Origin of the sequence: Variovorax sp. 679 (assembly GCF_003952185.1) — a bacterium.
Classification (GTDB): domain Bacteria; phylum Pseudomonadota; class Gammaproteobacteria; order Burkholderiales; family Burkholderiaceae_C; genus Variovorax.
On the sequence record NZ_RXFS01000018.1, the window covers coordinates 1 to 15,565 of the forward strand.

Here is a 15,565-nt window from a genome sequence, read left to right on the forward strand (position 1 = left end):
CGCGTAGTCCCCTGCGACAGCTGAGTTCGTGATGGCATCGTCGCCGCTCGCTGTTGGATTCCGCCGATCTCTGACCCTAGATTGGAGTAATGGGATGGTCACCCCCTTCTTTGGCATAGGAGGGGGTGACCATCCCATTACTCCAGCCAACACCTCTCCGCATAGGCAATCAGTTCTTGGTCGGCAGAAGTATTCCTAGCCAGATCGGTCGTCGGCCAACAATGACCCGAGCCCTGCCAGCGCCAGTTGTCTTCGCAGATCGTATCCAGATCCCTTTGAGCGACCCATCCCAGGACAGCGAACGCAAGGGATGAATCCGCCCAGCATGCAGGCACATCTCCAGTCCGGCGTGGGCCGAACTCGCACGCGACTTGCCGCCCACTGGCACGCTCGACGGCTTGAACAACATCCAGCACCGAATGCCCCTTGCCGGTTCCCAAGTTGAACGTCCCTAGCCCCCCCCGCCGTTGCATGTGGTCCAGCGCTAGGACATGGGCCTGTGCAATGTCCATCACGTGAACGTAGTCCCGGATCGTTGTGCCGTCCCGCGTTGGGTAGTCGCTACCTTGCACCATGAACGCCTGGCGCAGACCCGCTGCGACCTGACAGGCGGCAGGCACCAGATGCAGAGGTTTCCCGTGTGGGAATTCCCCGATCCAGCCGCTTTCATGCGCACCGGCAGGATTGAAGTACCGCAGCACCGTCACGCTCCACTCCGGGTCTGTCAGGCAAAGTGCCGTCAGCGCCTGTTCCATCACGCGCTTGGCACGACCGTAGGGACTCGCCGGCCTGCACACGGCAGACTCGAGAATGGGACTGGCATCGGGAGAACCGTACACCGTTGCGGACGATGCAAAGATCAAATTCTTCACGCCCGCCGCACGCATCGCCGCGATGAGCGTGAAAGAGCCCACGACGTTGTTCTCGTGACAGGCGATCGGATCGCTCAACGAGTCGCCGAGGACCTTGAGACCACCCAGATGGATCACCCCCTCGATGCGCTCCTCACGAAACAACCGATCCAGCAGCGCGCGGTCGCGCACATCACCTCGGATGCATCGATGGGCTCTGCCGGTGATCCTGCCTAGCCGCTCGACCACGCCCGGATCGGCATTGGCCAGGTTGTCGAGGATCAGCGGCGCATAGCCGCTGGCGCTCAGCGCGACGCAGGTATGGCTACCGATGAAGCCTGCGCCACCAGTGACGAGGATGCAGGAACGCATACGTATGGTCAGTCGATTCGACAGACCGGTGATCTGGCTCGAGGGCGGGCGCGTGGCCCTTCAAACCAGATCACCGGCTTTCCCGTCGTCAGTGCCAGTTGGCCGCAATCACGGTGTTCAGGCTGCCCTGGTAGTCGGACGGTAAGCTGATCTGCCCGGCCGCCGGAGGTGCGAAGCTCGCCATGGCCTGCACGAGGTTGTGCACCTGGCTGTCCAGCAGCACCAGGCCATCACTGGTCTTGAATTGCTCGATATGGTGCTGATCGCCCAGGTACCAGTCCTTGATCGTCATCTTGTCGTCCGCGCCGATGATGCTGACTTCCAGACTGTCGCCAACACGCTGGAACCAAAGCTGGCTGGTCGAGATATCGGCCCCGAACGCCACGACGTCGGTCTTGTCGACAGTGGCGTCGTCCTCGATCACCACATCCGCGCCGCCGCCCCGAGCGAAGAGGTATGTGTCATCTCCCAGTCCGCCTTCGAGCTGGTCATTGCCTGTGCCGCCGTCGAGCACGTCGCCGTCCTCGCCGCCCCGTAGGGTGTCGTCACCCGCCCCGCCCATCAAGGTGTCATAGCCGGAGCCCCCAAACAGAATATCTGAGCCTGCCCGGCCATCGAGCACGTTGTCAGCAGAATTACCCACGAGCGTATTCGCTAGGCTATTGCCAATCGCGTTGATGGCATCCGTTCCTGTGAGCGTCAGATTTTCGAGATTGGCACCGAGGGTGTAGCTCACACTGCTGCGAACCGTGTCGACCCCACCATTGTTGGCCTCGGTGAGCACGTTGTCGGTTGAGTCGACCACATAGGTGTCGTCACCGCTGCCGCCTTGCTGCGGGATGGTGCTCAGCAGCACATCGAGGCTCAACACCTTGCCGTCGGCAAACCGAAAGAGCTCGACACCGGCTGTGGAAAAGTTCGCTTTCGTGACTCCGGCTTGCTGGAGATCCCACTCACTCAGCTCCCACTTGGGCTGGGCTTCCTGGGTGTGATAGTCGATCGACAGGAAATGGCGTCCGTTCTCGAGCAGCTCGAGCGTCCTGTAGCCGTTGTCGGCCTGCTCCAAGTTCCATTGGTAGCTGAGATTGCCCAGTTGCACGCTGCCATCGAACTCCACGGCGTCCTGGTTCGACCGGCTCAGATCGCCGCCGTAAATGGCAAACATGAATGCGCTCGTGTCGGTGCCAAACTCCGCAAGATCACTGATGTGATCGACCCCATCCTGGCTGGCATCGACGATGTAGGTGTCGGCGCCAGCCTGGCCGTCGAGCCAATCGTTGCCGGCTCCTCCGATCAGGATGTCGTTGCCGTCCGACCCGGTCACAGTGTCGTTGCCGTCGCCAGCATCGATCCAGGCACCCAAGCCATGGTCTCTCATGCTGGCAGTCTGAAAACCGATCGAAGCATCTGGCTTTAGGACTGCCCAGTCCCAATTGCGGCTGCGCGCGTTGCCTTGCGCTTGCCCATCCCAGTCGAGAGCAATATCCACCGACTGGAGTTGGATGAAATCGTCGCCACCGCCTGTTTCGATGACGCCTCGGAATGCCTTGGCACCCTGAAATTCGCCTCGAGTCGCACTCTGCACCACATCGGCCCCCTCGGTGCCGGTGATGAGCTGTTGCGTGGCTGTATCGGTGGTGGTGACTTGCGTCTGCTGCTCGGTGATGGTCTGCCAGCCCACAATTCTTGGGGACGTAGTTGACGTGGCTTGGACATTGGGAATGAGCCAGCCAACCAGCCCCAGGCTGTTACCAGCGGAGCCACCGCCGCTGGTGCTTTGAGACGGCCCATACACCGGCTGCGCATTAGCTGGAAGGTCGACATACCCGTTTCCGCTCGAGACGAGGCCAGATATCCCGATGAATCTGCCAGTCACTGGTTGCTGGGTCGCAGTCGACCTCACTTCGGAATAGACGGGGCGCGTCGTCTGTACGAGCGTCGTTGTCGTGCGATTGGACAATGCGAGGTAGTGCTCGTAGTTCAGCGTGACGCCATCCGTCATCTGCACAGAGGACTGCGAGACGGTTGCGGGAACAGCCAGGCCACTGTCGCCGTTGATACCCCATCCAGACCAGTATTGCGACATGGAGCGCAGTTGCATCTGCTGCTGGTCGATGAAGGCTTGCTTGCGTGCTACTGGGGCTTCCGGCGCCGGAGCCGACACCTGCTGAAGGAAGTCAGACACCACCAATGTGCGATCCCCAGTCTGAACGCTCCACTGCTTGGTCATGGCCGCCGTGAAGCCAGTGACATGCACCTGATCGCCTGCGGTGGTCTGGATCACAAGGTCGCCATCACGCCATGAAGCGCTCAATGCGGCCAATTCGAGACCGTCGAAGCGAAGCACACCTTGCTCACCGGTAGTTGGCAGTATCACGTCCAAACCACTGCCGGCCTCGAACACATAGGTGTTGCGGCCAGTGCCGCCAATCAGCAGGTCGCTGCCACTGCCGCCTCGAAGCTGATCGTCACCGTCCAGGCCTCTGAGCTCGTCATTGCCCGCGCCGCCGTCGAGTGTGTCGGCGCCCATGGCCCCGATCAGCCGGTCGTTGCCGATGGTTCCGATCGGCAGAATGGCCTGAACCAGGCTTTGCATGTTCAGCACGGTGCCGTCGGCAAACGTCAGGTCCTTGATCTGCGCTGCGGCCCCCGCATCGATCTCGATCCGGTCGTTGGTGCCATAGGTCAGCAGCAACGCCACGTTGCCCAGGCTGTCGCCGCTCAGGCGCGTGATCTGCAGGCCTTGTGGCTGGATGCCCGCTGCAAAGCGAATGCCATTGCTGCCGCTCGCCTGGGTGCTGTCGGCCAGGATGCGGTCGTAGCCATCCCCGGCATTGAAGAAGAGCAGGTCGGCATCCGCATCGCCGCCGCCGCTGAGCTGCAGGGTGTCGTCGCCCGTGCCGCCCGTGAGCTGGTCCTGGCCGGCGCCACCGTCCAGGAAGTCGCTGCCGGCGCCTCCGCTGAGCGTGTCGTTCCCGGCCAGTCCGGCAATCCTTTCGTTCCATGTCGTGCCAGTGATGACGTCGTCGCCCGACGTACCCTGGATCCATTCACCCTGGGCCAGGATTTCCGCATAGGTGAAGGAACGGCCGTCCGCGAACTCGAACCGGATGTTGTCGAATGTCTCCGATTCGATGACATCGCCCGCATCGCTGCCGACCTGGATCACCACGGAGGCGCTGCCGGTTCTGAGCCGCAGGCTCTCCGGCGTGATTCCTGCGCCGAATACGATGCGGCTGAACACGTCCGCGCCTTGCGCGTCCTTCCTGGCGCTCGTGTCATGGATGCTGTCGAAGCCATCTCCCAGCCCATAGAGGTAGGTGTTGTTGCCGCCGCTGCCCTCGAGCGTGTCATTGCCCAAGCCGCCGCTGAGGGTGGCGTAGCCAGTGGTCGCGACGATCCGGTCATCGCCCTTGCCGCCGAGCAGGTGCTGGTTGCCCTGTGCATCCGTGGCGGTCGCGATGCCTTCGGAGAACTTGCCCATCAACTGGCTGGTGGAGTAGATGCTGCCGTCCGCGAATTGATAGGTATTGCCGGCGCCCGCGACCCCGTTCACGATTCCTACTCGATCGGTATCCGAAGTGTCGATGCGCAGGTTTCCTGAACTGTCATACCGCACCATGAGCGTGCCAGGCTGTGCGCCCTGCAGGATGATCCTGTTGTTCCCTTGGTTATCGTCGATAGCCTCGCTTTCGCCGGCGGCGTTCACTACACCGTCGCCGCTGGCGATGATGTAGGTGTCATCACCTGCACCACCTTTGAGAAAATCGGTGCCGGCGCCCCCAACCAGTGTGTCGTCGCCTTCATCCCCCCAGAGTTCGTCATCGCCCTCGCCACCGAGCAGGTAATCATTGCCACCGCCGCCCATCAAGGTGTCGTTGCCTGCCTGGCCGCTCAGGATGTCGTCGCCATGTGCCTCCAGCGAAACGTTGCCCACTTCGTCATCGCCGAACAGGACGTCGTTGCCCGCGCCACCATCCAGGGTGTCGCGACCACCACCGCCTACGAGTTGGTCGTTACCGTCGCCCCCGTCCAGGTAGTCGTTACCCTGGACATCCAGCGGCGTGACGGCCTCGCTGTCGTCACCCCATAGCAAGTCGTTGCCGGCTCCACCCAGAACTATGTCGTCGCTTCCGCCACCATGGAGTTGATCATCGCCGTCGCCGCCATCCAGGTAGTCCTTACCTTGGTATGTGCTCGGTAGCGCGGTGAAGATGCTGTTGTCGCCCCACAGTCGATCATTCCCAGCGCCGCCGACAAGAATGTCGTCCCGCCCGCCGCCTTCGAGTCGGTCATCGCCATTGCCGCCGTCCAGGTAGTCATTGCCATGGGTACTCCAGAGCGTTCCGCTCTCGTCCTCGTCGGTGTCATCGCCCCAGAGCCAGTCATCGCCGCTGCCCCCAAGCAGTTGGTCCGAGCCCCCTTGGCCGACCAGGACATCGTTGCCCGCTCCGCCGGACAGCATGTCGTCGCCATAGGCATCGGCGGGGGTGAAGGTGACAGAGGAAGCGCGCTCACGAGGATCTCCGTCGCCCCAGATGAAGTCGCTGCCCGCGTCTCCAAACAGCAGATCGGAACCTCCCAGCCCCCTGATATCGTCATCATCGTCACCGCCATGCACGACATCGTCCGCATCGCCGGCGGCGATGTAATCGTTGCCTGCGCCTCCATCGATGATGTTGCCTGTCGTTTCTCCTGTATATACGCCGAACGCACCGACGCCTCCGACCGGGCGCAGATATGCGACGTCATCAGTCCATCGCGGTAGCACGTCTCGGAAGACAGCCCAGGAAAAACCTCGCGAAACCTCCTCCTTGCCGCTAGGCAATGCAGGAGGTGTGAAGTCCACGCTACGAGGAAGTTCGAAATACCCAGCAGCACTGCCATAGATGACGTCGTTGCCATCCCCTCCGAGGACCGTATCGCGTCCGAACCCGGCAAAGATCAGATCATCGCCATCGCCTCCTTCGACACGGTCGTCCCCATCTCCTGCAGAGATTCCGTCGTTACCTCCAAGGCCTTGGATCCGTTCTGAATTGACGGTGCCAACGAGGATATCTGCCGTATCGTCCTGGGCACCATCGCTGGCATAGCCGCTCGGCGTGGTTTGATAGACCCCTCCATCCAGACGCTTGATGAAATCCCCGCGCAGTTCGGTAGTCTCGGCAGATTCAGGCGATGTGGAAGGCAGCGTGATGCCGAGACTCTTGCTTGCGCTCCAGTTGCGCACAATGATGAGATCGGTGCGGTCGGAGAAGGTGATGTACAGGTCGTTGTGATCGCCCTCTGCAGGAACCAGGACGTAGCTGATCTTCTTGTCGTCCGTCTGCCAGATGTTCTCGGCGACTTTCTTGGTGCCGAATCCAGTCACAGTGCCAATGCCTGTGACATCGATCACGCCGTTGCCGTCGCTGTCCTCGATGATGTCTGTGCCCCAACCGGGGGAGAACTTGTAGACATCGAAATCCACTCCTCCGACGAGGGTGTCATTGCCGCTGCCCCCTTCAAGCCAATCGCTGCCAGCGCCGCCTTCAAGGTAGTCGTTGCCGCCTTTGCCATAGAGCTTGTCATTGCCCGCCATGCCATAAAGTGCATCCGATAGCCCGGCGCCTTCGATGACATCGGCGGTCTTGGTGCCAAAGACGATCTGGTGATCACTCAGCGAAATTCCCGTGCCATCAATTGCCAACGTCAAAGGCTGCCCACCAGGGATGTGGGTGGTCAGGTCTACGAAGTCCCAGTTTCCTTGAATGGAGTTGGTGTCCCAATCCTCGTTGTAGGGCTTGGCGCCAACGCGTGCCCCGTCGTCATCGTCGCGCGCGCCATTGACTTCGTATTGGAGCTTCCATGCCAACATGGCAGCCCGGTCCGCCAGATAGCGGTCGGTCATCGTTCCCACACCAGTCTGTGAGTCCAGCAAGTCCAGTGACCCATCGGTGTTGTGACGCGAGTAGTCGACGTCTGTGACAACGAAGCCATTCAGCTCTCTAAGTGCATAGCGCCAAGCGATGTCGGTCTTTGCCTTGGCAACCATCTCGTCACGACTAAGGCTGGCGTCAATAGTGAACTGCGCACCGTCCAGATCCGCAGGCAACGGCGTCGTGATGGTTGAGTTCGCCCCAAAGAACAAGTTGGAGAGGCGATCGACGATGTCGCGACGGCCATTCTTGTCCCGGTCATCCATCAGGTGATACAACTCGGTGGCACCAGTGCCGCCAAAAAGTCCACCAAGCAATGTTGCGCCGAGTATCAAGGCGCCTGAGACCGGGGCAGTCAAGGCCGCGCCGACCGCAGCCAGTGCAGCTACAGCAACCCCGCCAACGGCGGCACCAACGATCGCGCCAATGCCGGAGCCTGTGGCGTCAACCGCCCACTCCTTCATGATCTCGGTAGCCCGCTCTGTGTTGCCTTGAGCTTCCGCCTCCGAAGAGGCTTTGGCAGCCATGACAAAACCCAGAAGACCACCAAGCACACCCAGCTTGTTCAAAGCCTTGGGGACTCCGCTCAGGCTTGCTGCCTTCGCGCCTTCCTCCATGCTTTTGATACCAGCCTGTAGGTTGAGCTTTTGATCGGAGGTAAGCCCATCGATCATCGTGTTGAACGCTGCAAGCTTGACTGGATCTTTAAGGGCTGCTTCTAGGCTATCGGGGTTGAACTTGAGGTAATCAGCCGAGTTCGTCGCGGACAATCCGCTGAAATGAATCTGCTCTAGGGAGTGCGCAGAAATAGCACTCTTGACAGCATCCAGGCCACCAGAAGAATCTCTCAACCGCACCAGATCTATGCGGGACACGCCATCAATGGTCGTGACATTGGAATTCGCAAGCAACGCCGGCAATTCGCTTTTCGCAAAAATACTCATGTCATCTATTTTGCTAGGAGCGATGATGCGAAACTCGCCTTTAGCTTCCGCAACGAACTGGTTCGACGCAAAATCCCAGAGCGAAGACGAGCCGACTCTATTGCCTGCTGGATCTCTCCCACTCTTATATAGATCCGCTTTCTCTTTGATTTGACTCAATTGCTCTGGAGTTGCGTCCTGAAGGACTATTCCCAGTTCGTCTGCCACAGCAGAATTTAATTTGGCATCAAATTCTGGTAGATCCAGCAACTTTCCCACATCGCTGGATAGAAGGTCGTGCACGCCGCTGGGTGCGCTAGTGACGACAGCGTCGGCAATAACTCCAGTTGAAGTCCCATCCGGCATGTTCCCAGTGAACAGAATGTACGTATCGCCCGGATTGGCGTTACTGACAGCGCCAGACGTACGAGCAACCAACTCGAACAACGAGCTAACGGTATGTTTGATCGACGAGTCAGTCAGCTCGAGCTTGGCCGAAAGAAAACTGATGCTCATTGCTGGCTCCCATCAGTCTCGTCGAGATTGAGAGCATAAAGCGGCACGTCGTATTCCGACTGAAGAACCAAGAATGCCGCCTTCAATTCATCAAAAAACTCATCCCGAATAGCTTCTGGCGGCAACTGATCTAGTTTTGCTGTCTCTTTTTGCCCGAACCTCTTAACCCTAAGCTCATAGACAGTTGATTGAAAATGAAAGTAAAAATGTACATAATCTGATCGCGCCCCAACTGTAGGCGCCCTCAGCAAATAACTCCCTCGCCCCCTGTCAATTGCCCAACTAATATCACTGCAATCGAAAAAAAATCCACCGCGCGCGCGCAAACGACTTTGCTTGGTCTCATCTGCATCTGAAAAAATTTTCTCCACGTCATTGCTGGTGATTTTTTCAAGCTTGTACGACATAAATTTCTCCAAGTTACTCAATTCAATCCGGGAAACGCTAGTAAAAATCCATTTTTCTTTTCAAGAGCCCTACACATTGAGCACACCCCCGTCCCTTCGTTTGTTGGCCTGCATGGTCAAGAGGTCACTCTCCTCAGCGTGATACACCGGCGTGGTTCTGGAACGCGCTGAGATTCATCGCGGTTTTTCAACAACCGGTCGTACCCTGCCAGCCCCACCTCAAGGCTGTAGCGCTGCGCATGCTCTCTGGCATTGCGCCCTGTCTGTCGCGAGCGCTCCGTACTTGCCAGACCGTCGAGTACGGTCTGCACGATGCGCCCGGTATCGAAGAAGTCCACCAGTTGGCCAGTCTTGCCATCCTCTATCACCTCGCGCACCGGCGCTGTGTCCGAGGCCACGATCGGCACTCCGCAGGCCATCGCCTCCAGCACCGACCAGCTCAACACGAAGGGATAAGTCAGGTAGACATGGCAGGCTGACACCTGCAGCACGTGCAGGTAGTGCTGGCGGGGCAGGCGGCCAAGAAAATGGGTTCGGCAGGGATCCAGCGTCACTTCCTTCAGCATCCGCTCCCGCCAGTGGGCGGCCCCCTTGGGACGCCGCCCGTAGCTCACCTCGTCGCCGCCGACGATCAGTGCATGACAGCCTGGGTGCGCGCGCTGGATCTTTTCGAGGGCACGCATGAACACGTGGAACCCTCTGTACGGCTCCAGGTTGCGTGCCACGTAGGTGATCACCGGATCCCCCGCCCGGAGCGTCACGCCGCTGGGCGTCGTGAAGGTAGCTCTGAAGTCGGGCCCCAGGGCTTGGGTGTCGATGCCTTCGTGCTGCACCACGATCTTGTCGTGCAGTGCCGCCGGGTAGCGGCTTTTCTGCCAATGCGTGGGGCTAATGGCCGCATCGCATTCGAGAAGATTCAGCGCATGCTGCGCGTTCCACGTGCGCACCCGCGCACGGTCATCCAGGCTGATCGGGAATTCAGGATCGAAACCCACGTCCGCGCCCTCGGCGCTGTAGTACCACTCGCACAGGTGGATCAGGCGAGCATCGGGAAACACATCCCTGGCATAAAGACTCTCGCCCCAGCCCGGATGGGCCAGGATCACGTCGGGCTTGAAGCCACCCTGGCGCATCTCAAGCATGGCCCGCACGGCGCTTTGTCCATGGAGCACGGCGTTCTCGAACTGGTGCAGGTAGGGATGCTGATTCGCACAGCCGGCCCGCGGAAGCGGGTAGCGCACCAATTCCCCGAAACCCTGCAAGCCCGGCGCCCCTTGCCGCCCCAAGGCACGCACCTGCCAACCCGGCCGTGCGGCCCAGGCACGCACGAGGTGGCCGAACTGCCCCGGAAAGTTCTGATGGATGACGAGGATCCGCACTAGGGCACTCCCACGCCTTCGGCATGGGACACACACTGCGTGCCCTGTGCATTGCCCGTCAACTGGTCCAGAAACACGTCCCGCTGGCGATCAAGTTGCTGCTCGTCGTAGCGGCGTGCGATGCACCGGGCCGTGTCAGTCAGCGCCGGGTGGTTCAACACCCAGTCAATGGCCCACCGCAGATTTCCCTTGGCGGCGTGCCATGCGAGGCCGGCCCCTTGCCGCTCGACGCGCCGCGCGAACATCAATTTCTCCATGTCCGTCGGCAGCATGAGTTGAGGCTTCCCTACAAGCAAGGTCGCGTTCAGAAAGCCGGAGGAGCCGTAGTTGATGACCGCATCGGCCCGGCCCAGCACCATCGACAGGTTCTGCGGCTCGCGCGTCACCCGCACCGACGTCCCATCGAATCGGCTGAACTCGCCCTCGGAAGCGTCCGGCCACAGACAAAGAGTTGCCAGTCCCCATGACTGCAGCACCTCCAACACAGCGACCGTCTCCCTGCCTCGCAGGTAGACGAAGACCCGCTTGCCCTTTTCATCTTTCTCTTCGCCTGGCCAGCTCGGCGCACAGGCAGGGGCCGATGACGCAAACGGACCGATGTAGAGGGCATTGGCACGCGCACCGTAAGGATCCGTCTCCGGGATGCCGTCGACCACGACGCTCGGCCAAGCCATGAAGTCGGCCAGACGCAGGCCCGTCGCACCCAAGATCCGCCCCACGCGGGTCACCGTCTGATCCAGTTGCGCGATCTTTTGCGCATTCACCCGCTCCAGATAGGGACCGCGCACGGTCGAATCGAACAACGGGAAGTCGACCGGCGGTGCATCGAAGCCGTTGGTGATCTGCGTTGCGGGAATGCCGGCCACGCAGGCGGCCAGCAGCGCAAGAGGCGCGTAGTCGCACAGGATGGCCGTAGGCTGAACTGCTGCAAACAGCTTCAGCCATCGGGTGACGGCGATTTCAACGGCCAGTGCGTCGTGAAACCCCAGCGCCAGCAACACGTCGGCAAAGGAGGACAGACGCTTCGTTGCTTCCTGGCCGGCTACAGCGACACCAGGGATTGCCGGCTGGGCGAAGGTGGGAGCAACATGAACCGATTCGCCACGGCCGGCAATCATCGGGTGTCCGACGTGCTGCGGAGGAACTGCCCAGGCGACCGTTCCCCCGCGCGTCCTGATCAGGTTGGCGATCTCCGACGAGCGCACCAGATGACCCAGATTCCTGCCGTGCTCCCACGCCACCAGAATGTGTGGGCTGGCGATGCTGTTTGAAGTCATCACCGCTCCCTCAAACTCTCGCTGGTCGCCCGCTGAACCGGGCTGAGCAGGAACTCGATGATTCGCCGCTTGCCCGTCTTGATCTCCGCCGTGAGATTCATCCCCGGGCTGAGCTTGATCGGCCTGCCATCCACATCGATGGTTGTGCTGTTGAGGTTGAGCGTCACCGGGAAGATCGCCCCACGCTTCTCGTCATTGACCGCATCCGCCGTCACCGTCTTCACGGTCGCGTTCACCGTCCCGTAGCGCGTGTACGGAAACGTCTCCAGCTTGATCGCCGCTTCCTGCGTCGGACTCACGAAGCCGATGTCCTTGTTCTCCAGCGTCACCTCGGCCGCCACCTGTGCCCCGTCAGGCACGATCACCATCAGTGGCTGCGCTTCCGTGACCACACCGCCTTCGGTGTGCGTGGCGAGCTGCTGCACCGTGCCCGCCACTGGGGCCTTGAGCGTCGTCAATCGCTCTCGCTGACCCGCCTTGGTCAGGTCCTGCGTGCCTTGCTGCCGCTTGAGCTCAGCCGCGGCTTCCCGTGTCCTCAGGCTGTGCTTGGTCTCGGCGATGTAAGCCACCCTCGTGTTCTCGCTCTCCCTCAGCGCGGCGTTGGCTTCTGCCAATCTCGCTCGCTGCGTCGCCAGATCCCGCTCCATCTCGATGCGCTCGCGCGTGCGATCCTGGTTCGCATGGCTGGACATGAAGCCCTGGTCGGCCAATTGACGGAAGTCGGCCTCCCGCTGCCTGGCGATGGGAAGCGTCGTTTCCAGCTTCGCAACCACCTCGCGCGCGGTCGCGATCTCGGCCTGACGCCGGTTGATCTCCGCTGTCGCCTTGGCCAGCTTGGCCGTGACATCGCTCCATTCGTCGTTCAGTTCCGCGCGGGCTGAACTCAGGTCTTCATCGGTCCAGCCTTGGGGAATCGTCTTGCCCAGATCCGGAGCATGTGGCTCAGCGGCGTTCAACGCCTTCAACAGTGCGCGGGTGCGCATGACCTCGGATTGCACGGACTTCAACAGTTCATTGACGTTGGTCCTGTCGGCCGTGGCCATGGTCGGATCGAGCTCAACCAGCGGTTGACCTGCTTCGACGTGGTCTCCGTCCCTCACCAACACCCGCTTGACCACGCTCACCTCCAGCGGCTGGATGATCTTGGTGCGCTCGCTCACGATGATCTTGCCCGGCGCCACCGCCACGATGTCGACCTGTCCGAAGATGGACCACGCCAGCGCGATGAGGAACAGTGCGATCAACGCATAGGCCAGTCGTCTGGGCGCCGGGTGTACCGGGGTGTCCTGCAGGCTGAGTGCGGCAGGCAGGAAGGCCGCCTCATCGGCCAGGCGCTTCGGACCTGCAAGTTCGTGGCGGTGCTTCCAAGCAGCCTTGAAGATCGCGCCATAGCGGCCCAGCAGCTCGAACACCGGATGGCGCGTGTCTCGCGCGTGTGGTGCGTTGGCCGCAGGAGCAGTGGTGGAGACTTCCGGCGTCATACCGCCACTCCCGATCCAGTCCCTTCGGTCGGATGCCCGCCATCCTGCATGTTCCACAGGTGCGCATAAATGCCCTTAGGCCGACTCAGCAAGCTCTCGTGCGTGCCGCCTTCGACGATCTTGCCCTTGTCCATCACGATGATGCGGTTGGCATGGCGCACTGCAGAGAGGCGGTGGGCGATGATGAAGACCGTGCGCCCCCTGCAGATGTGCGCCATGTTGCGCTGCACGATGGCCTCGCTCTCATAGTCCAGCGCGCTGGTGGCCTCGTCGAAGATCAGGATGCGCGGGTGGGTGAAGAGAGCCCGGGCAATGGCGATGCGCTGGCGCTGCCCGCCCGAGAGGCTTGCCCCCTGCTCGCCGACCATGGTGTCATAGCCCTCGGGCAGCTCGCTGATGAACTCGTGGGCCCCGGCCAGCTGGGCGGCCTGGATCACCGCATCCAGCGGCGCCGCCGGATCGACGATGGCGATGTTCTCGCGCACGCTGCGGTTGAAGAGGGTGTTCTCCTGCAGCACCACGCCCACCTGTCTTCTGAGCTGCGCCGCGTCGATCAGGCTGATGTCGATGCCATCGACCAGCAGGCGTCCTTGTTCTGGGGCGTACAGGCGCTGGATGAGCTTGGTCAGTGTGCTCTTGCCCGAGCCCGAGCGCCCGACGATGCCGATGACTTCGCCGGGGCGCACGTCCAGGCTGACGCCGTTGAGCACGGGCGCCGCTTCGGGACGGTAGCGGAAGGTCAGGTTGTCCAGGGTCACACGGCCCTTGAGGACGGGCAGCTGGGCCGCGGTGCTCGGCGGCACCTCGGTGCGGGTGTTGAGGATGTCGCCAAGCCGGGCCATGGAGATGCCGGTCTGCTGGAAGTCGGTCCACAGTTGAGCCATGCGCATGATGGGTTGCGACACGCGCTGCGCAAACATGTTGAACGCGACGAACTGGCCGACGGTCAGCTCATTGTTCATGACCAGGTGCGCGCCGTACCAGAGGGTGGCGGCGTTGACGAGCTTGCCGATGAGGTTGACGCCTTCATGTGCCCAGCTGGCGAGGTTCTGCGTTCTGAAGCTGGCCGAGATATAAGCCGCGAGCTGGTTGTCCCAACGCCGGCCGAAGGCGGGTTCGAGGGCGGTGGCTTTGACGGTCTGGATGGCGCTGACGGTCTCCACCAGCATGGCCTGGTTCTCCGCGCCGCGTGCGAACTTCTCGTCCAGGCGACGGCGCAGGATGGGCACCACCGCGAGGCTCAGCCCGAAGTACAGCGGCATGCTCGCGAGCACGATCAGGGTGAGCGGCACGCTGTAGAACAGCATGACGGCGATGAAGACAATGGAGAAGACGACGTCCAGCAGCACCGTGAGCGCGTTGCCGGTCAGGAAGCTGCGGATGTTCTCGAGTTCGCGCACGCGGGCGACCGAGTCACCGACGCGCCGGGCCTGGAAGTAGGCCAGGGGCAATTGCACGAGGTGGCGAAACAGGCGTGCGCCAAGCTCGACGTCGATGCGGTTCGTGGTGTGGCTGAAGACGTAGCTGCGCAGGCCATTGAGCAGCGATTCGAAGATGACAACGACCAGCAAGCCGATGACGAGCACATCGAGCGTGGTCATGCCGCGATGCACGAGCACCTTGTCCATGACGACCTGGAAGAAGAGAGGACTGACCAGCGCGAACAGCTGCAGGATGAAGGAGATGAAGAGCACTTCGCCCAGCAGCTTCCTGTGCTTGACGAGGCTGGGGATGAACCAGGAGAAGTCGAATTTGGCGAGTTCGCCTGCGAGGCTCGCGCGGCTGGTGATGAGGATGAGTTCGCCTGTCCAATGCGTGGCGAAGACTTCCAGGGGTTCAATGACGGGACGGCCGTTGGAGGAAGAGGGGTCTTGCAGCAGGACGCGCTGAGTGTCGCACTGGGCCAGGATGACGAAGCGTTCGGCACCATCTTCGCCTCGGAGCACCGCCAATGCGGGCAGTGGCGTCAGGGACAGGCGCTCAAGGGTTGCGCGGGAAGACTTGGCCTTCAGGCCCAGGTGCTTGGCTGCGCGCAGCAACGTGGCAGTGTCGACAGGCTCGGAAGGCGTCAGGCCCAGTTGGTGCGACAGCAGGGATGCGTCGGCTGCGATCTGGTGGAAGCGGGCGATGGTGGACAGCGCCACAAGAGACGGATGCGCAACGGCCCCGGCTTCAGGGGCCTTTTGCGCCGGCGCGCCGACCTCTCCGTGCTGCTGCACGCCCCTCTCCTCCACTCCCATTTGGGAACCCTCGAATGTCGTTATGAAACATCAAGATACCCGAGTAGGAATTGGCTGACAAGCTCGACTTTGCGACGCATTCAACACAGCAAATGAAATGAAAACCAAAGGACTCCAAAAAGAGGGAGAGGTTGGCTGAGTGCAACAAACAGGTGCACATTGATTCGCACCGAATGCGTTCACAAGCACGCTTCAACGTTT

At 61.2% G+C, this 15,565-nt stretch carries 7 protein-coding genes; all 7 read right to left on the reverse strand.

Annotated elements, in window-relative coordinates; genetic code table 11:
* Positions 1-137 precede the first annotated feature (137 nt).
* On the reverse strand, positions 138-1,223 hold the full coding sequence (galE, locus tag EJO71_RS31515) for a UDP-glucose 4-epimerase GalE (RefSeq protein WP_125952592.1): 1,086 nt from the start codon (positions 1,221-1,223) through the stop codon (positions 138-140).
* Between the two features lie 88 nt (positions 1,224-1,311).
* The gene (locus tag EJO71_RS34885; RefSeq protein ID WP_240651581.1) at positions 1,312-8,580 is read right to left on the reverse strand and encodes a calcium-binding protein; all 7,269 of its coding nucleotides are present in this window, start codon (positions 8,578-8,580) and stop codon (positions 1,312-1,314) included.
* Positions 8,577-8,987: a hypothetical protein gene (locus tag EJO71_RS31570; RefSeq protein WP_125952593.1), complete on the reverse strand. Its 411-nt coding sequence runs from the start codon at positions 8,985-8,987 to the stop codon at positions 8,577-8,579. The genes EJO71_RS34885 and EJO71_RS31570 overlap by 4 nt, the downstream gene beginning before the upstream one ends.
* A gap of 116 nt (positions 8,988-9,103) precedes the next feature.
* A complete protein-coding gene (locus tag EJO71_RS31575; RefSeq protein ID WP_125952594.1) occupies positions 9,104-10,366 on the reverse strand; it encodes a glycosyltransferase family 4 protein in 1,263 nt (420 codons plus the stop codon).
* Positions 10,366-11,643, reverse strand: a complete 1,278-nt coding sequence (locus tag EJO71_RS31580; protein WP_125952595.1) for a hypothetical protein — start codon at positions 11,641-11,643, stop codon at positions 10,366-10,368. The genes EJO71_RS31575 and EJO71_RS31580 overlap by 1 nt, the downstream gene beginning before the upstream one ends.
* Positions 11,643-13,124, reverse strand: a complete 1,482-nt coding sequence (locus EJO71_RS31585) for an HlyD family type I secretion periplasmic adaptor subunit (protein WP_125952596.1) — start codon at positions 13,122-13,124, stop codon at positions 11,643-11,645. Before EJO71_RS31585 ends, EJO71_RS31580 begins: the two co-directional genes overlap by 1 nt.
* The gene (locus tag EJO71_RS31590) at positions 13,121-15,343 is read right to left on the reverse strand and encodes a type I secretion system permease/ATPase (RefSeq protein ID WP_276311717.1); all 2,223 of its coding nucleotides are present in this window, start codon (positions 15,341-15,343) and stop codon (positions 13,121-13,123) included. Before EJO71_RS31590 ends, EJO71_RS31585 begins: the two co-directional genes overlap by 4 nt.
* Between the last annotated feature and the right edge of the window lie 222 nt (positions 15,344-15,565).

Excerpts from the sequence above, each read along its gene's own strand:
- EJO71_RS31570 (WP_125952593.1), bottom strand. The coding sequence starts at position 8,987 with ATGTCGTACAAGCTTGAAAAAATCACCAGCAATGACGTGGAGAAAATT.
- EJO71_RS34885 (WP_240651581.1), bottom strand. The coding sequence starts at position 8,580 with ATGAGCATCAGTTTTCTTTCGGCCAAGCTCGAGCTGACTGACTCGTCG.
- EJO71_RS31585 (WP_125952596.1), bottom strand. The coding sequence starts at position 13,124 with ATGACGCCGGAAGTCTCCACCACTGCTCCTGCGGCCAACGCACCACAC.
- galE (WP_125952592.1), bottom strand. The coding sequence starts at position 1,223 with ATGCGTTCCTGCATCCTCGTCACTGGTGGCGCAGGCTTCATCGGTAGC.
- EJO71_RS31580 (WP_125952595.1), bottom strand. The coding sequence starts at position 11,643 with ATGACTTCAAACAGCATCGCCAGCCCACACATTCTGGTGGCGTGGGAG.